The organism is Microbulbifer halophilus (assembly GCF_026183675.1).
GTDB classification, from domain to species: domain Bacteria; phylum Pseudomonadota; class Gammaproteobacteria; order Pseudomonadales; family Cellvibrionaceae; genus Microbulbifer; species Microbulbifer halophilus.
In genome coordinates this window covers 20,319-45,122 of sequence record NZ_JAPIVK010000034.1, presented here as the reverse complement: position 1 = coordinate 45,122, position 24,804 = coordinate 20,319, and the positions used below count along the sequence as shown (strand labels likewise).

20 protein-coding genes are annotated in these 24,804 nt (G+C 60.5%); 11 read left to right on the top strand and 9 right to left on the bottom strand.

Annotation, left to right across the window (positions count from 1 at the left end; genetic code table 11):
- Positions 1–41: 41 nt before the first annotated feature.
- Positions 42–821, bottom strand: coding sequence for a hypothetical protein (locus OQE62_RS15870; RefSeq protein ID WP_265723020.1), 780 nt, complete (start codon positions 819–821; stop codon positions 42–44).
- Positions 822–1,238: 417 nt separating this feature from the next.
- Between OQE62_RS15870 and OQE62_RS15865 the strand changes: the two genes are divergently transcribed.
- Complete coding sequence (locus tag OQE62_RS15865) at positions 1,239–1,727, top strand: Crp/Fnr family transcriptional regulator (protein WP_265723019.1); 489 nt, start codon at positions 1,239–1,241, stop codon at positions 1,725–1,727.
- Positions 1,728–1,741: 14 nt separating this feature from the next.
- Positions 1,742–2,209: a Crp/Fnr family transcriptional regulator gene (locus OQE62_RS15860; protein WP_265723018.1), complete on the top strand. Its 468-nt coding sequence runs from the start codon at positions 1,742–1,744 to the stop codon at positions 2,207–2,209.
- Between the two features lie 25 nt (positions 2,210–2,234).
- Here OQE62_RS15860 and OQE62_RS15855 read toward each other — a convergent pair whose 3' ends face one another.
- The gene (locus OQE62_RS15855) at positions 2,235–3,875 is read right to left on the bottom strand and encodes an acetolactate synthase large subunit (protein ID WP_265723017.1); all 1,641 of its coding nucleotides are present in this window, start codon (positions 3,873–3,875) and stop codon (positions 2,235–2,237) included.
- A 183-nt stretch (positions 3,876–4,058) separates the two neighbouring features.
- On the opposite strand from OQE62_RS15855, the gene OQE62_RS15850 reads away from it, so the two are divergent.
- The 4 genes from OQE62_RS15850 to OQE62_RS15835 are packed head-to-tail and all read left to right on the top strand — an operon-like array spanning position 4,059 to position 8,476.
- Positions 4,059–5,678, top strand: a complete 1,620-nt coding sequence (locus OQE62_RS15850) for a TonB-dependent siderophore receptor (protein WP_265723016.1) — start codon at positions 4,059–4,061, stop codon at positions 5,676–5,678.
- Positions 5,603–6,187: a TonB-dependent siderophore receptor gene (locus tag OQE62_RS15845; protein ID WP_377535915.1), complete on the top strand. Its 585-nt coding sequence runs from the start codon at positions 5,603–5,605 to the stop codon at positions 6,185–6,187. The genes OQE62_RS15850 and OQE62_RS15845 overlap by 76 nt, the downstream gene beginning before the upstream one ends.
- A 23-nt stretch (positions 6,188–6,210) precedes the next feature.
- Complete coding sequence (locus OQE62_RS15840; protein WP_265723015.1) at positions 6,211–7,386, top strand: DUF1624 domain-containing protein; 1,176 nt, start codon at positions 6,211–6,213, stop codon at positions 7,384–7,386.
- A gap of 25 nt (positions 7,387–7,411) precedes the next feature.
- Complete coding sequence (locus OQE62_RS15835; RefSeq protein WP_265723014.1) at positions 7,412–8,476, top strand: NAD(P)H-dependent flavin oxidoreductase; 1,065 nt, start codon at positions 7,412–7,414, stop codon at positions 8,474–8,476.
- Positions 8,477–8,665: 189 nt separating this feature from the next.
- Here OQE62_RS15835 and OQE62_RS15830 read toward each other — a convergent pair whose 3' ends face one another.
- A complete protein-coding gene (locus OQE62_RS15830; protein ID WP_265723013.1) occupies positions 8,666–9,871 on the bottom strand; it encodes an ABC transporter permease in 1,206 nt (401 codons plus the stop codon).
- A complete protein-coding gene (locus OQE62_RS15825; RefSeq protein ID WP_265723012.1) occupies positions 9,861–10,571 on the bottom strand; it encodes an ATP-binding cassette domain-containing protein in 711 nt (236 codons plus the stop codon). The genes OQE62_RS15830 and OQE62_RS15825 overlap by 11 nt, the downstream gene beginning before the upstream one ends.
- A gap of 85 nt (positions 10,572–10,656) precedes the next feature.
- Here OQE62_RS15825 and OQE62_RS15820 point away from each other — a divergent pair, with 85 nt between their 5' ends.
- Entirely contained in the window at positions 10,657–11,295 is a 639-nt protein-coding gene (locus tag OQE62_RS15820; RefSeq protein WP_265723011.1) for a DUF3299 domain-containing protein, read from the top strand.
- 200 nt (positions 11,296–11,495) lie between these two features.
- Here OQE62_RS15820 and OQE62_RS15815 read toward each other — a convergent pair whose 3' ends face one another.
- The 5 genes from OQE62_RS15815 to OQE62_RS15795 all read right to left on the bottom strand — a co-directional run bounded on the left by OQE62_RS15815 (position 11,496) and on the right by OQE62_RS15795 (position 16,449).
- Positions 11,496–13,709 carry a S46 family peptidase gene (locus OQE62_RS15815; protein ID WP_265723010.1) on the bottom strand — a complete coding sequence of 738 codons (2,214 nt, stop codon included), beginning with the start codon at positions 13,707–13,709 and terminating at the stop codon, positions 11,496–11,498.
- Between the two features lie 369 nt (positions 13,710–14,078).
- Positions 14,079–14,528, bottom strand: a complete 450-nt coding sequence (locus OQE62_RS15810) for a MarR family transcriptional regulator (RefSeq protein WP_265723009.1) — start codon at positions 14,526–14,528, stop codon at positions 14,079–14,081.
- Positions 14,528–15,169, bottom strand: a complete 642-nt coding sequence (locus OQE62_RS15805; RefSeq protein WP_265723008.1) for a cysteine hydrolase — start codon at positions 15,167–15,169, stop codon at positions 14,528–14,530. The genes OQE62_RS15810 and OQE62_RS15805 overlap by 1 nt, the downstream gene beginning before the upstream one ends.
- Positions 15,169–15,525, bottom strand: coding sequence for a putative quinol monooxygenase (locus OQE62_RS15800; RefSeq protein ID WP_265723007.1), 357 nt, complete (start codon positions 15,523–15,525; stop codon positions 15,169–15,171). Before OQE62_RS15800 ends, OQE62_RS15805 begins: the two co-directional genes overlap by 1 nt.
- A gap of 51 nt (positions 15,526–15,576) precedes the next feature.
- Positions 15,577–16,449, bottom strand: coding sequence for a LysR substrate-binding domain-containing protein (locus tag OQE62_RS15795; RefSeq protein WP_265723006.1), 873 nt, complete (start codon positions 16,447–16,449; stop codon positions 15,577–15,579).
- A gap of 135 nt (positions 16,450–16,584) precedes the next feature.
- Here OQE62_RS15795 and OQE62_RS15790 point away from each other — a divergent pair, with 135 nt between their 5' ends.
- The 4 genes from OQE62_RS15790 to cobN all read left to right on the top strand — a co-directional run bounded on the left by OQE62_RS15790 (position 16,585) and on the right by cobN (position 24,713).
- The gene (locus OQE62_RS15790) at positions 16,585–17,712 is read left to right on the top strand and encodes an S-(hydroxymethyl)glutathione dehydrogenase/class III alcohol dehydrogenase (RefSeq protein ID WP_265723005.1); all 1,128 of its coding nucleotides are present in this window, start codon (positions 16,585–16,587) and stop codon (positions 17,710–17,712) included.
- 12 nt (positions 17,713–17,724) lie between these two features.
- Positions 17,725–18,564 carry an S-formylglutathione hydrolase gene (gene fghA, locus OQE62_RS15785; protein ID WP_322746588.1) on the top strand — a complete coding sequence of 280 codons (840 nt, stop codon included), beginning with the start codon at positions 17,725–17,727 and terminating at the stop codon, positions 18,562–18,564.
- A 286-nt stretch (positions 18,565–18,850) separates the two neighbouring features.
- Positions 18,851–20,779, top strand: coding sequence for a TonB-dependent receptor domain-containing protein (locus tag OQE62_RS15780; protein ID WP_265723004.1), 1,929 nt, complete (start codon positions 18,851–18,853; stop codon positions 20,777–20,779).
- A gap of 10 nt (positions 20,780–20,789) precedes the next feature.
- Complete coding sequence (gene cobN / locus OQE62_RS15775) at positions 20,790–24,713, top strand: cobaltochelatase subunit CobN (RefSeq protein WP_265723003.1); 3,924 nt, start codon at positions 20,790–20,792, stop codon at positions 24,711–24,713.
- The last annotated feature ends 91 nt before the right edge of the window (positions 24,714–24,804 follow it).

Here is a 24,804-nt window from a genome sequence, read left to right as displayed (position 1 = left end):
GGAAAAAGAACCGCCGTTCTTATTTTGGTGAAATATTCAGGCTAGAACCTGTAACTGAAACCGATAGCTGTCCCGCGCAAGGCGGCGTCGAAATCATACAGTGATTCGCTATAGTCAATTTTGACATGACGATAACCGAGCATTATCGCTGTGCAATCGTTCATTTCGTAGCCCATAAAGGCAGCCAGGTCAACCGTTCGATCAGACCGCGCGCCTGTCAATGCCATCCCTTCAATATATAACCGTTGGGTCAGGTCAACGTGCCCGCGAACCCCAAACTGGGCATCGTGCCAGCTGTTGTCTTCAGAAACCTGCAGCCCTTCAATTGGTGTATCAACCTTCAGTCTTGTTTTCAGGGACCAATAGCGGTATCCCGCCAATACATCAATGAATCCCGACGATGATTGCGCCACCCGATATGTGGCCGTGAGCAGCGCAGTGTAAGTTCTGTTGTCCACATCGAGATCGACGGGGAATGGTAGCGGCAGGTCCTTGAACTCACCATCGTCTGTCAAGTCAATATAAAACCCATCCACAAGGATACTGAAGCGATCACGTCGAGCTTCAAATGCGCCCATAAATCCCGCATCGAGATCAGACCAGAGATCACTGAAGCTTTCATCAACCTTCACGGAATAGGGTTTGTGAGAGATATCGCCGTCCAGTGCAATCCCCCACAGGTAGGGGGCAACATAGAACTCCCACGTCTTTCCGTCAGCCTGCACCGTCTCTGCATCCGCATTTCCGGCACCAACAGACAGCCCTGCCAGAATGATGGCAACATTGATAATTGACCGGCGGTAAGGTGCACGATGTTTCATCCTGATACTCCGTGGCGAGAAAGGAACTTGTCAATAGACCGAACAATATAGTTGATTTTCCAACACATGGAGCTTTTCGTTCCAGTAAAACGTATAGCCCGCCATGTAGATGCGCCTAAGAGATCATCGGTATGAGTTCGTCGCGATAAGAATGGAAGTTTGATAGAACAGCTGCCGAATCCGATCAGGACGTTGTAGCAAGCGCCCCTCGGGTGGTTCTTCCTAGTTTCCCCTGACTTGGCGATGTATCGGCATAAGCGGGGTACGAGCGGTAGCCGAAAAGCTTTGTATCCCCAGCTGTAGGCGACATACCGGTAATCGACCTAACCCCCCGGACAAAGCGCACGGGTCGCCATTGGCCCTATACTTTACAAACAGGCTGTAGACCTCAATGATCATTCTGTCGAGAGGGCTGCCATGCGACAGCTGGACGGCGAGCATTTACTGGACGACTTAGGCATCGACTATCTGAAGGATGCTGCGGCATTCGGCGCTCTGTCCAACGAGGCAATCGCCTATCTGATGAAAAAAGGGCACATTCACGCGTTATGCAAAGGCGAGGGACTCGTCAGGACCGGCCAACCATCAGGTTCCTTCTTTGTCGTCCTAAAGGGTTCACTTTCCTACTACCAGGCAGTGAATAATCACGTCGAGCATATATACGATTTCCATTTTGGAGAGGCGATAGGCTTTGTCAGTATGATCGCGCTGACGCCGTGGCCGGGAACCACGATAGCCGCCCGGGACAGCCAAGTGTTGGAGGTGACGTCAGATCTTTTCTACACCTTTCACTGCGAAAAACCACTGGACTTCGGCGTACTGCTGATTAACCTGTCCCGGGAGCTGGCGCGGAGGATCCTGGATCTTATCCAGACGGTGGGAGAACTGAAAAGCACCAATCGTTGAGAGCGAAGGCTGCCATGCGCCAGATAGACGGTAAGCTTTTACTGGATGAACTCGGCATCGACCATTTAAGAGATGCTTCGACACTCGGTGCCCTGTCCGACCAGACGATCACTCACCTGATGGAAAGGGGACGTGTTTACGCGCTGCGCAAAGGCGAGAAACTGTTCGAAGACGGCGGACCGGGGGATACTTTCTTTGTCATTCTCAAGGGTTCTTTTGCTTATTACCTGCCAGTGAATAATCGCAGCGAGTATATACGCGATTTCCATTTTGGGATGGAGATAGGATTCGTCAGTATGATCGCACTAACGCCGCGGCCGGGAACAGCGATAGCCTCTAGTCACAGTTATGTTTTGGAGATAACGACAGACCTGTTCTACGCCCTGCATGTCGAGAAACCTTTGGACTTCGGCGTGCTGCTGATGAACCTGTGCCGGGAGTTGGCGCGGAGGATCCTGGAAAGGCAAAAACGCAACCGCTGAGCGGATGTCTGCCACCCGGTGCAGATTAAAGCTTATCGGCCAGCTCGCGTATTTCCCGGTTGAGAATGCGGTCGTTGTCGGAGTAATTGATAGGCACATCGATCAGGTGCACCCCGCCCTGCTGCCAGCATCGCTCGATCAGCGGTTTCAGTTCGGCTGTTGCGGCAATGCGGTGACCGTGTGCCCCGTAGGATTCGGCATAGGCGACGAAATCCGGATTGCCGAAATCCAGGCCAAAATCCAGGAACTCCATCTGCTTCTGTTTCCATTTGATCATGCCGTAGCTGTCGTCCCGCAGCAGCAGGATAACCAGGTCCTGCTTCAGGCGGACGGCGGTTTCCAGTTCCTGGGAGTTCATCATAAAGCCGCCGTCGCCGCAGATCGCCACCACCTGGCGCTCCGGGAAGACCAGCTTGGCCGCCATGGCCGATGGCAACCCGGCGCCCATGGTGGCCAGGGCATTGTCGAGCAATATGGAATTGGAGGAATGCGCAGGGTAGTTGCGCGCGAACCAGAGCTTGTACATGCCGTTGTCGAGCGCCAGGATGCCTTTTTCGGGCATCACGTCCCGGATTTCCTTCACCAGCCGCTGCGGGCGAATGGGGAAGCTGCCATCCCCGTTGCCCTCGTGGATATGCTTCTGCAAGGCGTCGCGGATACGGTGCGCCTTGGCGAAACTCCATTGTTCCTGCGGCTCCAGCCGCTCTTTAAGTTGCCACAGGCTGTTGGCAATATCGCCCACCACCTCGATCTGGGGGAAATAAACCGGGTCGACCTGGGCCGAGCTGAAGTTGATATGCACCACCTCGGCACCGCCGGGCCGCATAAAGAAAGGTGGTTTCTCCACCACATCGTGGCCGACATTGATAATCAGGTCCGCCTGATCAATGGCGCGGTGGACAAAATCGTGGTCTGACAGCGCCGTGTTTCCGATAAAGTGGGGCCCCGACTCGTCGATCACTCCCTTGCCCATCTGTGTGGTTACCGCGGGAATGCCGAGTTTTTCCACAAACTCCCGCAACATCTTGGCCGTCAGCTTGCGGTTGCCACCGGCGCCGATCAGCAACAGCGGCCTGCAAGCAGCTTTAATGGCTTCCGCCGCCTGGCGAATGGCTTTTTCTTCCGCAATCGGCCGGCGGGTATAGCTCGGCTCGAGCACCGGCATTGTCGAGAGCTCACACGCTATATCTTCTGGCAACTCCAGGTGGGCCGCACCGGGCCGCTCCTCCTGTGACTGACGAAAGGCCTCGCGCACATGAGCCGGCACATTGTCGCCGCTGATGATGGTCCGGGTGAACTTGGTCAGCGGCTGCATCATGTCGACGATATCAATGATCTGGAACTGGCCCTGCTTGGAGCTCTTGATCGGCTTCTGGCCGGTGACCATTACCATGGGCATGGCACCCAGCTGGGCGTAGGCTGCGGCCGTTACAAGATTGGTGGCGCCGGGCCCGAGGGTGGACAGGCAGACGCCGGACCTGCCAGTCAGGCGGCCGTAGGTGGCCGCCATGAAACCCGCCGCCTGTTCGTGCCGCGTAACCACGAGGTTGATCCTGGACCCCCGCAACGATTCGAGCAGGTCCAGATTTTCTTCTCCCGGGATTGCGAATACGTATTCAACCCCTTCCGCTTCCAGTGCGCGAACAAACAGATCAGATGCCTTCATTGGTCGTGTCCTATTGCTCTTCTGCTGTCGATTATCCCGACTACAGGTATACCACTGTCGCGGCGCGCTTGCGAACCGGGTCGACACGCGCCTGGGAATCCGGTCCTGCGGCAATCGACAAGGCTTCCAAATTAAAAAAGATATGATGTATCATAATTGAGATTTGATTTACGGAGTCGCCCTATGCCCGCCAACAGAAAACTGCCCTGTCGCTACTTGATACCGGCCAGCGCCCTGCCGCTGCTCGTCGCAGCCGAAGTGCCGGCCCGGGAGCCGCAAGCGGAACATCTGGAAGAAGTCACCGTGGTTGCACAGAAGCAGCCCTATCGCGGCGATGTACCACTGGAGTCGCTGCCGCAAGCGGTGCAGACACTGTCCGGCGACCTGCTGTCCGGACAGGGCATTACCGAGCTGCAGTCGGCGCTGGATCTCGCCGGCAGCGTGGCGCGGCAGAACGACCTCGGCGGCCTGCAGACCACCTTCGCGATCCGTGGCTTTGCCGGCGATGAGAGCATGCCCGGCGGCTACCTGGTGAACGGCTTCAGCGCAGGGCGGGGTTTCAGCGGCCGCCGGGACGTGTCGAATATCGAGCGTATCGAGGTCATGAAGGGGCCGGGCTCGGCGCTGTACGGGCGCAGCGAGCCGGGCGGCACCATCAACCTGGTTACCAAGAAGCCACAGTTTGAAACCGAGGGATACCTGCAGGCGTCGGCGGGAAGCTACAACCGCCACCGGCTGGAGGGAGACTACACAAGTGCACTGACGGACGATGCCGCCTTCCGGGTCAACGGCGCCTTTGAGGATGCCGACGACTACCGCAACACCCGGCCGCGCCAATACGCCCTGATCCCTTCCCTGCTATTCAATCTGTCCGACAGCACCTCGCTGTCCTACGAGTTGGAGCTGGCGAAGCAGCAATCGCTGTTCGACCGCGGTATCGTCGCCGTCGACGGCGACCCGGATGTATTGCCGGCCACCCGCTTTCTGGGCGACCCGGAGAACGGCCGCTCGGAAATCCGCGCGACCGGTCACCAATTGGTGGTCCAGCACGACCTGGACAGCGGCTGGATGCTGCTGGCCGGGCTGGGCTATCGGGCCTCCTCCCTGGAAAGCTACTCCGCCGATGCGGAACTCTCCGATGGCCGCCAACTGCTGCTGACCGACGGCAGCACCCTGAGCCGGCAGCGCCGCTCCCGCGACTATACTGCCGAAGACCTGTCGGGCCGGCTGGAGCTGACCGGTACTGTCGATACCGGTCCCCTCAGCCACCACCTGCTGCTGGGTATTGACGCCTACGAATTCGAACTGGATTTCACCCTGGGCCGCTGGCGGGTCGATTACGGTTCCATGGACCCCACCTATTCCATCGATATCTTCAACCCGGCCTACGACGGCGTGCGCCCGGAGCCGCCGCCGCAGATCGACCAGTTGCAGGTACAGCGCACCCGCGGTGTCTATGTGCAGGACCAGATAGACCTGACAGAGCAATGGAAAATGCTGCTGGGTGTGCGCTTCGACAATTTCGACCAGAGCATCGACGACCGGCTGAGCGGCGTGCGCAGCAAAATGTCCCAGACCGCCACCAGCCCCCGGGCCGGGTTGGTGTACGAGGCGACCTCCGAACTGTCACTCTACACCAGCTTTCCGAGGGTTTCCGACCCAACACCGGCTCCGATTTTTACGGCACAGCCTTCGATCCTGAGGAGAGCAGCTCCCACGAGGCAGGCATCAAGGTATCGAGCGAAGACGGCCGCGCGAGCGGCACCCTGGCGCTGTTCCGCGCGGAAAAATCCAACGTGCTGACCGCCGACCCCGCCAACCCCGGCTTTTCCGCCGCGCTGGGCGAGGCGCAGAGCCGGGGTGTGGAGTTCGACCTGGCCGCCGAACTCGCCGGTGATCTGCAGCTGGTACTCTCCTACGCCTACATAGACGCCGAGACCAGCAACGATGTGGTCAACCGGGACTGGGGTATGGAGATTCCGGCCGGCAGCCGCCTGGTCAATATCGCGGAACACAGTGGCAGACTGTCGCTATCGCAGGATTTCACTCTCGGCGGTGCGCCCGCCTCCCTGGGGCTGGGCATCCACTATGTGGGCGAGCGCCTCGGCGAAACCATTGACCCGGACTATGTGTTGCCGGCCTATACGTTGGTCAATCTGTCCGGCTCCTATTCGCCCGCGGCAGGGGTGGAACTGTTTGCGCATCTCGACAATCTGTTTGACGAGCGCCACTATGTGAGTTCCTATCACAAACTCTGGACCATGCCGGGTGCGCCCAGGACCTATAACGTCGGTATCCGCTACGATCTGTAACCCCCTCCAGGAGTCGTAACACGATGGCAGTTGTATCCACGCCACCCCTGACCGCCGCCGCGGTCGCAAACAAGTCCCGCATCGCCTCCATCGATATCATGCGCGGCCTGGTGATCGTGCTGATGCTGGTCGACCATGTGCGGGAGCGCTTCTACCTGCATAGGCAGGTGTCCGATCCGATGGACGTGGACAGCACCTCGCCGGCGCTGTTCTTTACGAGGCTGGCCGCGCACCTGTGCGCGCCCACCTTCGTATTCCTGACCGGCCTGTCGGCCTGGTTGTACGCACATCCGAGCCGCGGCGGCGCCCGCTCGCCGAGCGGGTTCCTGTTCAAACGCGGCCTCTTCCTGGTGCTGCTGGAGGTGACCCTGGTCAACTTCTCCTGGGCCGGCAGTTTCGGCACCTTCTGGCTGCAGGTGATCTGGGTTATCGGCCTCAGCATGATCGCCCTGTCGCTATTGGTGACACTGCGCTACTGGATGATCGGCGCCATCGGTTTCCTGATAGTGTTCGGCCACAACCTGCTGACACCGATCACCTTCGAGCCCGGCGAATTCGGCTACGGCCTGTGGACCCTGCTGCACGACCGCGGCTACCTGCTGGATACCGAAACACTGCGTATCAAGATCAGCTATCCGCTGCTGCCCTGGATCGGTGTGATTGCACTGGGCTACTTCGCCGGCCCGCTGTACGCGCGCACCACGGACGCGGCGGTGCGCCGGAGGGCGCTGGTGGGACTGGGGCTCGGCTGTCTGGCGCTGCTGTTGGTGTTGCGCGGTTTCAATATCTACGGCGAGACCCTGCCCTGGGTAGCGGGCGGGACAGCGCTGCAGACGGCCATGTCCTTCGTCAACTTCACCAAGTATCCACCGTCGCTGGATTTCCTGCTGCTGACGCTGGGCGTGGCTTTCCCGTTGCTGGCCTGGTTTGAGAACGGTAAGAGCCGCCTGATGGATGCAATGGAGGTACTCGGCTCCGCGCCCATGTTCTTCTATATCCTGCACTTGTACGTGCTGCTGATCCTCTACCAGACTATTCTGGCCACAGTCGGCCCCAATCACGGCGAGCTGTTCGGCGTCGAGCATATCTGGTGGATCTGGATGATTTCGGCAATTCTGACAGTGGTACTCTATTTCCCCACCAGGGCCTTTGCCCGTTTCAAGCACAGTACGAAAATGGGGTGGGTCAAATATTTCTGAGCCGTCCCGGGAAGCAGGAGCAACAATGAATTCTTCCGGCAAGCTTCTTCAGCAACTGGGAATCCAACACCCTATCATCCAGGCACCGATGGCCGGTGTATCCACACCCCGGCTCGCGGCCGCAGTCTCGAATACGGGCGGGCTCGGCTCTCTGGGTATCGGCGCCACCACCGCGGCCCGGGCCCGGCAGATGATCGAGGAAACCCGCTCCCTGACCTCGCAGCCGTTCAATGTAAATGTGTTCTGCCATGCACCGGCAAAGCGGGACCCTGCACGCGAAGCGGCCTGGCTCCGGCACCTGGCGCCACTGTTTGCCGAGGCCGGGCTGGAGACACCTTCCGATCTTGAGGAAATCTATACGACGTTTCCTGCAAGCACCGAAACACTCGAGATGCTGCTGGAACTGCGCCCGCCCGTCGTCAGCTTCCATTTCGGGCTGCCCCCGGCCGATATCATCACAGCACTACGCGAAGCCGGTATCTACACGCTGGCCACCGCGACCAGCCCGCAGGAGGCCGCACTGATCGAGCGTGCGGGTGTGGATGCCGTTGTGGCCCAGGGGATCGAGGCCGGCGGGCACCGGGGCATCTTCGATCCGGAAGCAGAAGACGAGAAACTGAGCACGCAGGTGCTGGTCCGCTGGCTGGTTCGAGAAACGCAACTGCCAATCATCGCCGCGGGTGGCATCATGGATGGCTACGGCATCCGCGCCGCGCTGGATCTCGGCGCGTCGGCAGCGCAGCTTGGCACGGCCTTCATACTCTGCCCGGAATCGTCGGCGAATCTGGATTATCGCAACAATCTGAAAAGTGAGCGGGCGGCCGAGACCCGCCTCACTGACGTTCTGTCGGGGCGTCCGGCGCGCGGTATGCTGAATCGCCTGATCACCTTCGGGGAAGCGGACGGAAGCCCGGCTCCGGCCGACTACCCACTGGCCTACGATGCCGCCAAGCAACTCAATGCAGCCGCCACTAAACAAGGCAATAGTGAATTCGCGGCGCAGTGGGCCGGTCAGGGCGCGCCACTGGCGCGCGAACTGCCGGCGGCAGACCTGATTGCCCGGTTTTTGGCCGAGGCCGGCAGCGACTAGCCGACGCTCCGGGGCTCGACTGTCGAGCCTACGGGCAGTGTTCAAATGCTCTCAAGTACTGCACCGACGCATCTGCACAACCTGGAGCAACCCGCCAACAGCAGCGATCACCCCGGCGCTACCCACAAGTATGGGGTGACAGACTGAACACCGCCGTGTTCGGGAGCAGCCAGTAGAGGGGCGACGCCGTCAGGCCTGCAGATCGCGATTGGGCGACTGGAGATAGGCTCCCAGCGCCGGTATCGTCGCCACGAGCAGGGTGGCGGCAAGTATCCCGGCGAGCAGGACTGGTGTCCGCCCTGTTACCAGCGATTCCGCCAGATAGATACCATAACGTTCAGCCAATACCGGCTCCACAAGCCGCAGCCCACCAAGCAGCGTGGCGAAAGCGACGGTCATACCCAACAGAACTACCAATAACGCCTCCAACTGCACCAGCAGAAACAGTTGAGTGGGCCCGGCACCGATCGTGCGCAACAGGGCCATTTCCCGCCGGCGTTCGCGCATGGACGTAAGCAACATGATGCAGAGCCCCAGCAGGGATGTCAGCACCACCATCGCAGATATCAGCAACAATACATTCTCCACCGTGCTCAACATCTGCCACAGTTGCGACAGCGCCACACCGGGGAGGATTGCCAGCAGCGGCTCATCGCGGTACTCGTCGATCTGTCGCTGTAACTGAAAGGTGGTCACCGGAGAATCCAGCCCCAGCATAAAGGCGGTGATGCTTTCGGGTATCAGTTCATCGTTCGCTGGCCCGTTGCTGTGTATCGCCTCCATGCCTTCCAGGCTGATATAGAGAGCGCGATCCACTGGCGTACCGGTGGGCTCGAGAATGCCGGTGACCGTAAACGGGTATTCGTCGTGCAGTTGGAAACTGGTGCTACCCAGCCCATGGGCCAGTACCAGGGAACCACCCGTCTTATAGTCAAGCTTCTGCGCCACCTCTGCACCGAGCACCAGCTCGTGCGTATCCGCGAAAGACCGGCCACTGGACAGCGCCAGTGATCGATTTTGTCCGTAGCGGTAGTGGCGGAAAAAATGCGTAGAGGTTCCCACCACGCGGTAACCTTTGTGGGAATCCCCCAGCGAGATCGGGATACTCCAGGCCACTTCCGGCCGGCTGGCGATATCGCGGTAGGACTGCCAGGAGATATTGTTGCTGGGCCTGCCGATGCGAAACACGCTGTAGAGCAGCAGGTTCAGTTGCCCGGTGCGCGCGCCGACAATCAGGTCCACCCCGGATACGGTGCGATTGAAGCTGTGTTTTGCCTGGTTGTGGATCTGTTCCACTCCGAGTAGCACAAACAGGCTGACAGCCACAGAGACAATCGCCAGCAGCACGCTGCCCTTGCGGTGCATCAGGCTGTGCCAGGCCAGTTTAGCAAGCATCCGTGCTCTCCGTTTTCCAGGCCCGGTTCAACTCGCGCATATCCGCCACCATCGAAAAGTGTCGCGCCAGCGCCATATCGTGGCTGACAAACACCAACGTATTTTCGACGTCGCGGTAGCTGCGCATCAGCAATTGTACGAAAGCGTCGCGGGCTTCCGGGTCCAGTGCGGAGGTGGGTTCATCCACCAGCAGCAACCGGGGACGATTGATCAGCGCGCGGGCGATGGCGACCCGCTGCTGCTGGCCGACGCTCAGTTGTTCGGCGCGCCGTTCCAGGAGGTGCTCGTCCAGTTTCAATCGTGCTACCAGTTCCGTGGAACGGCTGCGCACATCGCCACTAGAGTTGCCGAAATGTGCGGCGAGGCGCAGATTGTCCAGTACGCTCAGGTAGGGAATCAGGTTGAACTGCTGGAACACCACGCCAATATGCCGCGCGCGAAAGCGATCCCGGCGGCGGCCGGACAGCGCATCCAGCGGCTGGCCGAGCACTTCCAGGTGCGATTGCGCCGCCAGTATGCCCGCCAGCAGGTTGAGTAGCGTGGATTTGCCGGAACCGGACGGGCCGCGCAGAAACACCCGCCCGCCCCGCGGCACCGACCAGCGGGGAATATCCAGTACCGCAGGGCCGCACCTGTAACAGAACTGCAACTGTTCCACGGCGATGGCGTCTCCGGTCAGCTGTGTTACCGGTGCATTCATCTGTCACCTTTTCCGGGTATTTCTTCGAGCAAGGCATTGATGATATAACATATCTCAAACATGACAATCCCACGATTTGATGCCTATGTCTATTGCCGTATTTCCCCGCGTGTTGCTTTTCGGCACCGTATTGGTGGCAGGCTGCGCCGAGCCGGATGGAAACGCCACCCAGGCCCTGGAACCTGCCGCTGCGTCCCTGCAGGAAACCGATCCGGCCCCCGAAGCCGCGGAAACAGTGTACCGGGATGTGAAGTGGGAGGAGCTGATCCCAAAGGAGGATCTGGACGCATTGCTCAACCCGCCGGATTACCTGGATACCATCGCCGAGGGATCCGCGGGGGATCAGATCCCCGGCGAGCTGGCCAATTCCGAAGAGACGGATAAAGAGAGCCGCTACCAACAGGCTCTGACCTCCACCCGTATCAAGCCGGAGTACGACCGCCAGCAGGTGCGCATTCCCGGGTTCGTGGTGCCGCTGGAATTCGACGAGGCGCAGAAGATCACCCGCTTCCTGCTGGTGCCCTACTTCGGCGCCTGTATTCACCTGCCGCCACCGCCGCCCAATCAGGTGATTTACGCCGACTTTCCGCAGGGGGTTAAGGTGGAGTTTCTGTACGATCCCTTTCATGTGGAGGGGGAGTTGCGCACGCTGCCCACGGACACCGAGCAGGGTGCGGCGGCTTACCGTATGGAGGTCGGGCGGATTTATCCGTACGAGGAGTGACCACCGAGGTTGGGCGAGTACAAGGTTCGCCCCTACACCCCGTCGTCATTCCGGCGTATGCCGGAATCCAGTCAGGGGACGCCCGGATTCCGACCTTCGCCAGTATGGCGATAATCGCGTTGCAGGGGCGAACCTTGCAGCAGCCCGCTGGCCGAGCTGAAGCCTTCAGCGCCCCATAGAAAAGAGCTCGGCGCTTCCGGCTACAAGCCCATCTCCTGCACCAGGTAACCGGCGCCGTCGATATTTTCCATCACCCACAGTATATAGGCGATATCCACATGGATGGCCCGGGTATTGTCGGTGAAATCCCAGTCCGCATTGATGCTGTCATAGGTGCCGTCAAATACCAGCCCTACCAGTTCGCCGCGGCCGTTCATGGTGGGTGAACCGGAATTGCCGCCTGTGATATCCAGGGTGCTGAGGAAGTTGACCGGTACCGAGTTCAGCTGCTTGTCGTAGTAGCGGCCAAAATCTTTTTCATCGATGGCAGTGAGCAGTGCCTCTGGCGCATCGAAGGGATCCTCGCCGGTATACTTGGCCTGAATACCACGCAGCGTGGTAAAGGGCACAAAGCTGTCCTCACCGTCATTGCCATCGGCCACTTCGGTGATAGTGCCGGCGGGCGGTGTGTAGCCTTTTACCTGGCCGTAGGTCACACGCAGGGAGCTGTTGGCATCCGGGTAGACCGGCTTGCCAGCGGTGCGATAGTAGTCGATCAGCAGCGCCATGTACTGCGGGCGCAATTGGGCAAAGCGTCCTTCCATCGACTTTTCCTGTTCTTCCCGGGCGAGCATCTCGTCGTACACGGCCACTGCCAGCTGGATAAACGGATCCTCGCTGTTGGCGAAATCCTCCGGCTCCTTGCCTATCCAGGCCAGGCGCGCATCGGTATCGGTCAGTTCAGTTTCGGCATACATTTTGTCGAGCGCCGCATCCAGGTCGCTGTTTCCAGCGTCGATGTTCAGGAATTCATCAAAACTGGCGATACGTTGTTTCTCCGGCAGTGCCCCATAGCGTTGCAGGAAATAGAGCCAGATCTGCTTGTCCACCGCCGGGTGGAAGCTGCGCTCGATGCGTTTCTGGCCCTCGGTAAAGCGAGTCAGGTCCCGTTCCTGATAGCCCGGTTCGCGCTCGGCATCCGGCTTTTCGCTCTCCATTGCCAGCCGGTACAGCTTGCGCGCCGCGCCGAGCATGGCGGAGCGATCCATATAGTCCAATGCCAGGTCCCGCTCGCGGGTGGATTGTTTTTCCGCAACCAGCGCATCCAGTTCGTCGATGGTGGATTGGTATTTTTCCCGACGGGCTTTGTCCGATTCCACCCAGGCCTGAAGGTCCTTTTCCAGTTTGTGTTTGCGCTGCAGCAGATCACTGCGCTGATAGCCCTCCATCATGCCGGTGAAATTCTTGGAATAGTTGTTCAGTCTCGCCACCAGGCTGGCGTATTTCAGCTCCGCATCCTTGTTGTCGGCAGTGGCCGCAGCGATGGTCTGCGACCACTCCTTCAGCACCTTCTGCATGGTCGGGTAGTACCAGTCGAAGTTGCTCTTCACCTCCTGCGCAGTGCGATAGCGATTGGTACTGCCGGGATAGCCGGCCACCATCACGAAGTCGCCCTCCTCCGGCCCCTTGGCCGCCACCGGCAGGTAGTGTTTGGGCTTGTAGGGCACATTGTCTTCAGAATAATCCGCGGGGCTGCCGTCCTTCCCCACATAGGCACGGTAGAAGGCGTAGTCGCCGGTGTGGCGAGGCCACATCCAGTTATCGATATCACCGCCGAACTTGCCGATGGAAGACGCCGGCGCGTGCACCAGCCGCACGTCGCGAATTTCCAGTTGCTTGACCAGGTAGTAGTTGAGGCCGCCGTAGTAGCTGTACACCTCGCAGCGGTGCCCCGGGTCTTTTTCGCATTCCGCCACCAGCGATTTCTCTGCGTCTTCAATGGCCGCAAAGCGCGCGGCGCCGTCCATATCGTCGGACAGGCGGCTGTTGACCTTGTCGGTCACCTCGTCCATGGACACGGTCACATAGACGCGCGATCCCGGCGCCGCCGGCAGCTCCCCGGACAGGTCTCCGGCAAGAAAGCCGTTGGCCAGCAGGTCCCGGTCCTCGGTGGAGTTGTAGGAAATGGAACCGTAGGCGCAGTGGTGATTGGTAATCACCAGGCCTTTTGGGGAGACGAAAGACGCGGAACAGCCACCCAGGCTGATCACCGCATTCATCGGGAAGTCGGTGAGCTCGGTCATGCTCTCCGGGTCCAGTTCCAGCCCCAGGCTGCGCAACTCATCGGAGAGCTCCGGCAGCTGGTGCGGCTGCCACATGCCCTCGGTGGAAATACTGTTATCTGCCGGTGCGGCGTGGGCAGCACCGGCAAGCAGCGCGGCTGCGGCCAGTACAGCGGGATGTTTTGTTTTCATGATTACTCCGGTCTTTTTTTATACTCAAGAGATTCTACATAACTCTCGGCGCAGGCGGATAGCACCTTGGGATTCCTTCACCCGATCCACTACAGGCGTCCTTTCCTGGCACCAGAAAGATACTTTATATCATTTTTGTGTAAAAGCGCCAGTTCGGCGAATCCGGGTTAACCGTCGCTCTCTCACCTCTCTGGCAACAGCGCTACAGCGAGAGGGCCGATGTACAGATTAAGGAGTGGCACCAGGACCAGGGTAAGGATTAGCGTCTTCAGAGCTAATGGTATCGTCGGCGCTACCAGGTTCAGCGCGACCAGGCCAATCGTTACCAGGGGATAGACGCAAAGCCAAACCAGGCCCGTGCGCAACAGTTTACGAGGAGCCATCGCCTGCTCCCATGAAGTTTCCGATCAGCTCGAAATATCCGGGCAACACTTTGTCGAGCGTGCGTCTTCCGCTTTCTGTCAATAGGACAAGTTTCGACCGCCGATCTGCCCCCCTATGAGAGACAGCGACTAGGCCATCGCTATCAAGTGTCTTTATTGTCCGAGTCATGACCGGTTTCGAGACATCGACACGCTCCTTGATTTCTCCCATTGTCAACGCCTCCTTTCCCGGCTCGCGATCAATGATGATAAGAATGAGAAAGCGAAGGAGTGAGAGATCGAAGCGGGCGAAATATGCCTCCAGCTCACGGATCAGCAGGCTGGCCCGACGCATCATGACGAGCGCATCACTGACGGCATTCACATTCATTTCAGGATAGCGCGACCCGTAGCGCTCCATCATCTCGCGCGACGGGAGTTCTTTCAGGAAGAACATCAGGATGCCCCACGCATCTGGGCGATCAGGTCGTCTGTCGCGACGGCGCCCCCAAAGTGATGGACAACATGGTCCAGTACGTGTTCATGCTGGCTTTCTTCAAATGCGGCACAGGCATCGGACACAAGATAGGCGTTGTATCCGAGATCATGCGCCTCGCGCAGCGTGGACTCAACGCAGACATGTGTTGCGAAACCGGCCAGGAACAATGTCCGGACATCATTGTTGCGAAGGTAAGGATCCAGGGTCGAGTTCTTGAGAACACTCGCCCCGGACCTACCTGCCGCGACAAACTCATCCTGCCGGGGTACAAAGGGCTCTACGAATTCCGCCCCCTCATCCGTCCAGGTGCCGGCGTTCGGGATCGCACGCCTGAGACCGATTACATCGCGCCCCCCGCCAAACAGCCTGTAGTTCGGGTCGCGGCGCAGATCGAGCGGGGCATGGGCCACGCGAAAGCCCTCTGCACGGGCGCTCGCGAGCAGGGACGCCGCCCGATCGACTGCCTGCTGGAAGTGCCCGTCGTCCTTCACCAGAAGCCGCCGCAGCCGGCCGGCCTCCGATACCCATTCGCGTTGGAACTCAATGAATACGATGGCCGAGCGATCCCTGACGGGATGCTGCATGGCGGTCTCTTTCATCAGGCAACCCTCCGCATTTTGGTTACTTCAACGGGAGTGGCAAGCCACTCCTTATACTGCTCAAACACCGCTCTCGTATAATTCTGGCGGTAGTGCTCTTCCAGAGCCCCCTCGTCACTCCACTCCTCGTAAAGGAAGAGAGTGCCACCGTCGCTGTCCTCATGCAGATGGAAAGCTTTACAACCGGCTTCAGATCGCGTCTGGGAAACAATGCCCAGAATGGCTTCCCTGGCAACCGAGTAGTACTCGGACTTCGGGGTTATTTTGGCAATGACAAAAAGATGATCGTTCACAGAAACCTCCATAGTTATCATGATAACTATCTCAGAATGATTCCTTCCTGTCAAAGTCAGCACTCAACCACTCCGCTGCGCCTGTCGTCCCCCGCCCCATTGCTCAGGGATTATCTATTCGCCGAGGGATTCGCTGAAATAGTCCAACAACATGCGCACCTTCGGCGACAGATGGCGATTGTGGGGATAGACCCCCCAAATGCCGTCGTCCTCCTCCCGGTAATGTTCCAGTAGCGAAACCAGGCGGCCCGCCCTCAGGTGCTCCTCGACGTAGTAGTCCGGCAGCTGCACAATACCTATGCCCTTCAACGCCGCATCCACCAGCGCTCGGCCACTGTTGCAGCGGATGCTGCCACTGACCTTGATATTCCTGGAGCGCCCCTGTTCGCGGAAGCGCCAGTAATCGAGGGTGCCCGGCAGGCAATTGTGTTGCCCCAGCTCCGACAGGCTGTGGGGTTCGCCGCGGGAGGACAGGTATTGCGGCGAGGCGCAGACATACAGGGTTCGCGACCCCAGCCGCCGCGCCATCATGCTGGAGTCCTCCAGTCTGCCCAGGCGGATGGCGAGGTCATAGCCCTCCGCCACCAGGTCCAGCTTGTGATTGGTCAGCTGCATCTCCACCTGCAGCTCCGGGTGGCACAGCGCAAAATCGTTGACCAGCGGCGCCAGGGTGGTCTCGCCGTAGGTCACCGGCGCCGTCAGCCGCAGCCTGCCCCGGGGTACCTGTTGTAAATCGGTGACCGCGCGCTCCGCCTCCGCCAGCCCATCCAGCACCTGGCGGCAGTGCTGGTAATAGATCTGCCCCGCTTCGGTCACCGACACCTTGCGCGTGGTGCGGTAGAGCAACTTGGTCGACAACCGGGCCTCCAGGGCGCTGACCTGGCGGCTGACCTGGGCAGTGGAAATGCCCAACCTGCCCGCCGCGGCAGTGAAACCGCCGGACTCGGCCACGGCCACAAACTCGCTGACCCCTTCCCAGTTCTGCATCTTTGCCCTTGTCCTCTATTATTACGAGACAGAAAATATAAATTTCATGATTTGGCGATTATAAACAAAACGGAAACGGATAGACTTCCCCCAATCGCGGCGGACCGCCGCGGCCCAACGATCAAGGAGTACGCTATGACCGAGACAATCAAGTCCAGAGCCGCCGTGGCCTGGGGCCCCGGAAAACCCCTGTCAATCGAAGAAGTCGACGTAATGCCGCCGCAGGCGGGCGAGGTGCGCATCCGGGTGATTGCCTCCGGCGTCTGCCACACCGATGCCTTCACCCTTTCCGGCGACGACCCGGAAGGCAACTTCCCGGCGATTCTCGGCCACGAGGGCGGCGGTATCGTCGAATCCGTGGGCGAAGGCGTGACCAGTGTTGCCGTGGGCGACCACGTGATCCCGCTGTACACGCCCGAGTGCGGCGAGTGCAAGTTCTGCAAGTCCGGCAAGACCAACCTGTGTGGCAAGATCCGCGACACCCAGGGCAAGGGCCTGATGCCGGATGGCACCAGCCGCTTCTCCAAGGATGGCGAGCCGATCTTCCACTATATGGGCTGTTCCACCTTTTCCGAATACACGGTGTTGCCAGAAATCTCCCTGGCCAGGGTCGACAAGGCCGCGCCGCTGGAGGAGGTCTGCCTGCTGGGTTGCGGCGTCACCACCGGTATGGGCGCGGTGATGAACACTGCAAAGGTGGAAGAAGGGGCCACAGTGGCCATTTTCGGCCTGGGCGGTATCGGCCTGTCGGCGATCATTGGCGCCGCCATGGCCAAAGCCGGGCGCATCATCGCCCTGGATATCAACGAGAGCAAATTCGACCTGGCCCGCCAACTGGGTGCCACCGACTGTGTCAACCCGAAGGACTACGACAAGCCGATCCAGGAAGTGATCGTCGAGCTGACCGACGGCGGCGTGGACTACTCCTTCGAGTGCATCGGCAATGTCGACGTGATGCGCTCGGCGCTGGAGTGCTGCCACAAGGGCTGGGGCGAATCCGTGATTATCGGTGTGGCTGGCGCCGGCCAGGAGATCTCCACCCGCCCCTTCCAGCTGGTCACCGGCCGGGTCTGGAAAGGCAGCGCCTTCGGTGGCGTCAAGGGGCGCTCCGAGCTGCCCGAGTATGTGGAGCGCTATATGGCCGGCGAGTTCAAGCTGAACGATTTCATCACCCACACCATGGGCCTGGATGGCATCAACGACGCTTTCGACCTGATGCACAAGGGCGAGAGCATCCGCTCCGTGATCCATTTCGACCAGTAACCGGAGCCTGCGATGACCATTGAAAACCTGAGCAGCAACAAAAGCTTCGGCGGTTGGCACAAGCAGTACCGCCACCGCTCCGAAGTGCTCAACTGCGATATGCGCTTCGCCATCTACCTGCCGCCCCAGGCGGCGGGCGGCCAGAAGGTGCCGGCACTCTACTGGCTGTCGGGCCTGACCTGCACCGATGAGAACTTTATGCAGAAGGCCGGCGCACAGCAGATGGCCGCGCAGCTGGGCATGGCACTGGTGGCTCCGGACACCAGCCCCCGCGGCGAAACGGTGGCGGACGATGAGGCCTACGACCTGGGCCAGGGCGCCGGCTTTTACGTCAACGCGACCCAGGCGCCGTGGAATCGCCACTACCGCATGTACGACTATGTGCTGGACGAGCTGCCGCACCTGGTGGAATCCGTGTTCCCCGTCGCCACCGTGCGCTCGATCGCCGGCCACTCCATGGGCGGCCACGGCGCGCTGGTGCTGGCGCTGCGCAACCCGCAGCGCTATCGCTCGGTGTCCGCGTTCAGTCCCATCGCCAACCCGGTGAACTGCCCCTGGGGCAAAAAGGCCTTTGCGGCCTACCTGGGAGAGGATACCGCCGAGTGGGCGCAGTATGACACCAGTCTGTTGATGCGGGATGCAGATGACAGAGTGCCGGCGCTGGTGGACCAGGGCGAAGCGGACAATTTCCTTGTCGAGCAACTGAAACCGGAAGCCCTGGAAGCAGCGGCCGCTGCCAGCGACTATCCGCTGCAATTGAGGCGCCATGAAGGTTACGACCACAGCTACTACTTTATCGCCAGCTTTATCGGCGAGCACCTGCGTTTTCACGCTAAATATCTCGGTCTTTAGCACAACCCGGCCCGGCAGGAAGCTTTCGGGCCGGCCATATCTTACCGGCTGTAACAAGCGGCCAACCCGATACAGAGCCGGCCGGCAAATCCCGCGCTCACTTATTCGCCCTACCCTTCACCCCTACAACCACACGCTTGAAATAGCACCTCCTGCAGACAGATCTATTGCAGAACCATAAAGATATGTTGCATCATATCCTTATGGATAAACCCCTATCCGGATCGGGCACCCGGGTTTTGCCCTGATTACGGACACAATAATATCTCTCAAGAATGTATAAATTATGAACGCACCAAAATCCCTGCTGCTGACCGCCAGCTTCTCCGCACTGAGCTTTAACGCCGTGGTCGCCGGCGCTGCTGAAGCCTCCAGGCTGGAAAATATCGTCGTCACGGCCAGCCGCCAGGAAACCACCCTGCGGGAGGCGCCGGCCAGCATTTCCGTGGTGACATCGGAGGAGCTGCAGCGGATCGACGCCGACGACCTGGCCGACGCGCTCACCGCCGAGGCGGGGCTGAACGTCACTTCCGTGGGACAGACCCGGCGCGGCATCAGCATTCGCGGCATGCCCGTGGAACACACCCTGTACCTGATCGACGGCCGCCGCATCAGCTCCAGCAACAGCGTGATTGCGCACTCGGACTACGAGCTGAACTGGCTTCCCCAGTCGGCGATCGAGCGTGTCGAAGTCGTGCGCGGCCCCATGTCCTCCCTGTACGGCGCCAATGCCCTGGGCGGTGTAGTGAATGTCATTACCCGGGACCCCGGCGACGCCTATTACGGCGAGCTTTCGGCGTCCGTCTCGCAGCTGGATGAATCCAGCGAGGGCGGTACCGGCAAGGCCTCGTTCTACCAGTCGGGCCCGATCGTCGCGGATACCCTGGCGTTTACGCTGGCGGGGCAGTTTTTCAATCGCGACAACCTGCCCATGCGGGAAAACGAGACCGTTTCCGAAATCGAGCAGCGGGAGTCCCGGGCCGCCCAGGGGGCCCTGGAGTGGACACCCGCCGCCGGCCAGAAGGTGCGGTTTACCTACAGCAGGAACGACGACGAGAGAGAGCGCGGCGTCGCCGCCCGCTCCGGCCACTACACCTCCACCGACGAGATAGAGCGCCAGCAATACGGCCTTTCCTATCAGGGGGACTGGCAGTGGGGACACGCGCGGGCCAATGCCTACCAGGCGGATCTGCAACGGGAAAACAGCCGCACAAACGGAGCGGAAGCCTCCCGGCCCCAGGAGGTGCAGGACCGCATCATCGACGGCCATGTCGGCCTGTCGCTGGTCCCCGGGCATCTGGTCAGCGTCGGTGGCCAGTTGCGCGAGGAAAAACTGGTCGACACTCTGGCATCCACCGATGGCGAGTCCACCGCAACCCACAAGAGCCTGTTCCTGCAGGATGAGTGGCAACTGTCAGAGCCGCTGAAAATCGTCTCGGGAGTGGGTCTGGACAACCACGAGGAATACGGCAGCGAGGTGAATCCCCGCCTGTACGCCGTCTACAACCTGAATGATGCCTGGACACTGAAAGGCGGCTACGGCGAAGGCTTCCGGGCGCCCTCCCTGACGGAGCTGTCCGGAGATTACCAGGTACTGGCCGCCGGCGGACGTTTCTGGGTCGAAGGCAATCCGGACCTGGAACCCGAGCGCTCCAGCACTTACGAAATGAGCGCGGAATATTCCGGGAATGTCTGGGCGATGGCCGCCAGGGCCTATGAAAACCAGCTGGACGATCTTGTACAGACCCTGTGCTATGTCGACTGTGGCATACGCGGCCGCGAGCGTCGCAATTACCAGAACATCAGTGAATCGCAGATACGCGGCTTCGAACTGGAAGCCAGCCGCAAGCTGACCGATACACTCCGGCTGGACGTCAACCACACCTTCCTGGACACAGAGGACCTGGGCAGCGGCGAGCCGCTGGAGAACCGGCCCCAGTACATCGGCAACATGGTGCTGGCCTGGACGCCCTTCGAGTCGATGCAGCTGCGCTGGCGCGCCGAATTTGTCGGCAAGCAATACGTCGGCGCCGACCACTATGCGCCGAGATACAACCTGCAACATCTCGATATGACCGTCGAGCTGACCCCTTCACTGACGCTGTATTCCGGAATAGAAAACCTGCTCGACGAGCGGCTGCTGGAAATCTCGGACCAGTACAGCCTGGCCGAGCCCGGCCGCGAAATCCGCCTGGGCCTGACGGCGAAATTCTGAGGTGGCGCCCATGGCAAGACAGAACAGGGGCGGCTGGCTGCTGATACTGTGGCTGGCCGCCTGCAGCGCCTTTGCGCAGGTTGAACCCATTAAGATCGGTGTCGTCAGCAACGATTTCGTACTGCCCGGAAAAATTTCCCTGCTGCGGGAAATCGCACAACCCCGGGGAATCGAGCTGACGGGCTATCGCATCGAGCGGTCTTCCGGCGCGCCGCGGACCTGGTTTTCGCAATCCGATCTGGTCATTCTCGACACGCCCCGCGGCAACGATCGCGCCCGGGTGATGGAGTTTGTCGGCGGTGCACTGGAGAGCACCTCCACCCCCTGGCTGGCAGTCGGCGGTGGCAAGCCGCTCGGCAAAAACCTGCCACCGCAGATTATGCGACCGCTGCTGGCCTACTACGGCGCCGGGGGGGAGACCAACTTTCGCCATATGATGGCGTTTGTGCAGGCCTGGCAGAGCGGCCAGGGCACAGCGGACGTGCCGGCTCCGCAGGCCCTGCCCGAAGCCGCTTTCTATCATCCGCAGGCGCCGGAACATTTCGAACGGCTGTCCGACTACCTGGACTGGGGTAAAAAACGCTGGCACAGGGATACGCCGGTGCTCGCGGTGGCAATGTCCTCCGGCAGTGTGTCCGACGGCGAGACTGCCGCCTACGACCACCTGATCCGAGCCATTGAAGACGCGGGCGCTGTTCCGCTGGTGTTCTGGTACGACCGCGATGCCGCGCGACCGCTGACGCCGCTGATCGCCGACGCCGATCCCGTGATGCTGGTCAACACCACCCATATGATGGGCGAAAAACTCCGGCGGGACCTGGAGCGCCTGGATATTCCGGTGGTGATGGGACTCAACTATCGCGGCGGCAGTATTCGGGAATGGCGCGACGCGGCCCAGGGCCTGTCCGCCGGTTCGGCCGCGGCGTTGATGATGGTTCCGGAAAGCTGGGGCATGTCAGACCCGCTGGTGCTGACCGCGATCGAAGACGGCACGCCGGAGATAATACCCGAACAGGTGGAACTGCTGATCGGCCGCTTTCGGGCCATGGCCCGCCTGCGCGATGCAAGGCGCGATGACCTGAATATCGCACTGTTGTTCTGGAACACGCCTAGCGGCGAGAGAAACCTCTCCGCCTCCAACCTGAATGTGCCGCGCAGTATCGAAAATATCCTGCGCGGCCTGGAAGACAGCGGATACGCGGTGGAGCCGGCACAAGAACGGGAGATCATTTCCACCGCGCAACGGCTGCTGTCCGCCTACTACCACCCGGAAAAACTCGACGCGCTGCTCGCCGACGGCCTGGCCGTAACACTGCCGCTCGATATTTACCTAAGCTGGCTGCAGAGCCTGCCGCCGGCTGTCCGCGAGGAACTGGAACAGGCCTGGGGCGGGCCCGAAAACCACTGGAGCCTGCGCCGGATCGACGGTGAAAATCATTTCGTGATTCCACTGGCGCGCGCGGGGAAACTGGCCATACTGCCACAGCCGCCCCGGGCCGACCGGCTCGGGGAAAGTACCCACGACCTGCTCCAACCGCCGGGTCACTTCTACCTGGCGACCTATCTCTACCTTCGCAGGAGCTTCGCCGCAGATGCATTGATCCACCTGGGCACCCACGGTACCCAGGAGTGGACGCCGGGCAAGGACCGCGGTCTCTGGGCTCGCGACTACCCCAACCTGGCGGTGAGCAATGTGCCGGTGTTCTACCCCTATATCCAGGACAATATCGGCGAGGCGATGCAGGCCAAGAGGCGCGGCCGCGCCACCGTCATCAGCCACCAGACGCCGCCCTTCGCGCCGTCCGGATTTTACGGAGAGCTTCGCGATATCCACGACCTGATGCACCGTTACCTGCAGCTGGAAAGCGGTGTCGTGCGCGATACCACGCTCGCCAGCATGCTGGCGAAAGTCGAGGAACACAATCTGAATCGGGACCTGGGCTGGACGCCGGAGGAAATCCGCCAGCGCAGTGACGAGTTTATTCCCCTGCTTCACGATCACCTGCACACGCTGGCAAAAAGCAGCACCCCTGTGGGCCTGCACAGCTTTGGCGAATCGGCGACCATCGAGCACCGGATTGCGACCGTCATGCAGCAGCTGGGCAGCGACTATTATCAAGCCCTGGATCTCGACCAGACCGAAATCTTTGCCGCCAGTTACGACGAGCTGTTCAGCGAACCGGCCTACCAGTATCTCGAACCCTATCTGCGGGAAGAGAAAGCACCTTCAGAAGCCCGGACCGACGCCCTGCAAACACTGATGGCAAAGGCGCAGATCTATCACAAGAAGCTGGAAGAAAATAATGAGATCGAGGCGCTGTTGACGGCGTTGCGCGGCGATTTTGTAGCACCCGGCGCGGGCGGTGATCCGGTGCGCAACCCCCAGACCACCAGCGGCACCAACCTGTATGCGCTCGACCCCAACAAGATACCCAGCCGCGAGGCCTATCGCGCTGCCGAAACGACGTTTATGGAGCTGGTCACGGACTACCGCGAAAAGCACGGCGATCAATGGCCGGACAAGCTGGCATTCTCCCTCTGGTCCTCGGAAACCATCCGCACTCTGGGGCTCAGCGAAGCGCAGATAATGCACGCACTGGGCGTACGACCGGTATGGAGTCGCGGCGGCCGGGTCACCGGGCTGGAGATCATCCCCGAGTCGGAACTCGGCCACCCCAGGATCGATACACTGATCCAGGCGACCAGCGTCTACCGCGACCAGTTCGACGGCATCATGAAAAAACTGGCCCGGGTAATCGCGGAACTGTCCCGGCAGGACGCAGGCGATACCAATCCGATTGCCCGCAACAGCCGGCGCCTGGCCCTATCCCTGCGGGAACAGGGATTGCCCGCCGCCGAGGCCAGCCGCTACGCACACGCGAGAATCTTCAGCAATCCGCCTGACGACTACGGCAGCGGCGTCACCGATGTCGCCATGGATTCCACGGGCTGGGAAGACGACGGTGTGCTCGCCGACACCTTTATTCGAAGCCAATCCCATATGTACACCGAGGAAGACTGGGGAACGCCGGTGCAGTCGCTCGGCCTGCTGGAATCCCAGTTGCAGGGCGTGGACGCCGTGTTGTTATCGCGTTCCTCCAACCTGCACGGGCTGCTGTCCACCGACCACCCCTACGAATACCTCGGCGGCCTGTCGTCGGCGGTCAAAAAGGTGACGGGGGAAAACCCGCGACTCTATGTGTCCGATGCCCGATCAAAAACCGCCAGTATCACCGGGGCCGATGCTTTCCTGAGCAGCGAACTCCGCACCCGCTACCAGAACCCGCAGTGGATCGAGGGCATGAAGGCCGAAGGCTATGCCGGCACCGTGCAGATGCTGAAAGTCGCCAACAACCTGTTCGGCTGGCAGGTCATGGATCGTAATATGGTGCGGGACGACCAGTGGCAGGCGATGCACGACACCTACGTAATGGACCGGCGGGATCTCGAACTGAACCAATGGTTCGCCGAACACAATGCCACGGCCCAGGCGCAGTTGATCGAACGCATGATGGAGGCGGTGCGCAAGGGCTACTGGGATGCCAGTGAACAGACCCGCCGCGAGATGATCGAGCGCTGGCAGACGCTGGTCGACGAGCTGGGTGCGGATGCCGGCGCGGAAAAGACGGTGGAATTTATCCAGCAGCAGTCGGCCGGTTTCGGGCTGGTTTCCGCCGCAGCCGATCAGACCGGCCAGCCTGAGGATCAGGCAGAGAACCAGGTGAAGGGGCAGATACTGGAACAGGTATCGGCAGAACCACAGCAGCAGCCCGACGCCAACTGGTTGCTGTGGCTGGCCTGGTTTTTCCTGCTGGCCTGCTTCACTACCGGTATGGCACGGGTCCTGACCCGCCGTCGGAACTTTTACTACTCAAGTTTCGGAGTTCAAGTCGGGGGCTCCGGGCCGTATGACCCTTTGCGGGACACGCTGTGAATACATCCCTGTACGCTCTCCACGGCCATCCATGGCCGCAGAAGGTCCCGCAAAGGGCCATACGGCCCGGAGCTGTGCACCTCCCAACTCT

Coding starts and splice junctions, on each gene's coding strand:
- OQE62_RS15870 (WP_265723020.1), bottom strand. CDS start 821: ATGAAACATCGTGCACCTTACCGCCGGTCAATTATCAATGTTGCCATC.
- OQE62_RS15865 (WP_265723019.1), top strand. CDS start 1,239: ATGCGACAGCTGGACGGCGAGCATTTACTGGACGACTTAGGCATCGAC.
- OQE62_RS15860 (WP_265723018.1), top strand. CDS start 1,742: ATGCGCCAGATAGACGGTAAGCTTTTACTGGATGAACTCGGCATCGAC.
- OQE62_RS15855 (WP_265723017.1), bottom strand. CDS start 3,875: ATGAAGGCATCTGATCTGTTTGTTCGCGCACTGGAAGCGGAAGGGGTT.
- OQE62_RS15850 (WP_265723016.1), top strand. CDS start 4,059: ATGCCCGCCAACAGAAAACTGCCCTGTCGCTACTTGATACCGGCCAGC.
- OQE62_RS15840 (WP_265723015.1), top strand. CDS start 6,211: ATGGCAGTTGTATCCACGCCACCCCTGACCGCCGCCGCGGTCGCAAAC.
- OQE62_RS15835 (WP_265723014.1), top strand. CDS start 7,412: ATGAATTCTTCCGGCAAGCTTCTTCAGCAACTGGGAATCCAACACCCT.
- OQE62_RS15830 (WP_265723013.1), bottom strand. CDS start 9,871: ATGCTTGCTAAACTGGCCTGGCACAGCCTGATGCACCGCAAGGGCAGC.
- OQE62_RS15825 (WP_265723012.1), bottom strand. CDS start 10,571: ATGAATGCACCGGTAACACAGCTGACCGGAGACGCCATCGCCGTGGAA.
- OQE62_RS15820 (WP_265723011.1), top strand. CDS start 10,657: ATGTCTATTGCCGTATTTCCCCGCGTGTTGCTTTTCGGCACCGTATTG.
- OQE62_RS15815 (WP_265723010.1), bottom strand. CDS start 13,709: ATGAAAACAAAACATCCCGCTGTACTGGCCGCAGCCGCGCTGCTTGCC.
- OQE62_RS15810 (WP_265723009.1), bottom strand. CDS start 14,528: ATGTTCTTCCTGAAAGAACTCCCGTCGCGCGAGATGATGGAGCGCTAC.
- OQE62_RS15805 (WP_265723008.1), bottom strand. CDS start 15,169: ATGAAAGAGACCGCCATGCAGCATCCCGTCAGGGATCGCTCGGCCATC.
- OQE62_RS15795 (WP_265723006.1), bottom strand. CDS start 16,449: ATGCAGAACTGGGAAGGGGTCAGCGAGTTTGTGGCCGTGGCCGAGTCC.
- OQE62_RS15790 (WP_265723005.1), top strand. CDS start 16,585: ATGACCGAGACAATCAAGTCCAGAGCCGCCGTGGCCTGGGGCCCCGGA.
- fghA (WP_322746588.1), top strand. CDS start 17,725: ATGACCATTGAAAACCTGAGCAGCAACAAAAGCTTCGGCGGTTGGCAC.
- OQE62_RS15780 (WP_265723004.1), top strand. CDS start 18,851: ATGAACGCACCAAAATCCCTGCTGCTGACCGCCAGCTTCTCCGCACTG.
- cobN (WP_265723003.1), top strand. CDS start 20,790: ATGGCAAGACAGAACAGGGGCGGCTGGCTGCTGATACTGTGGCTGGCC.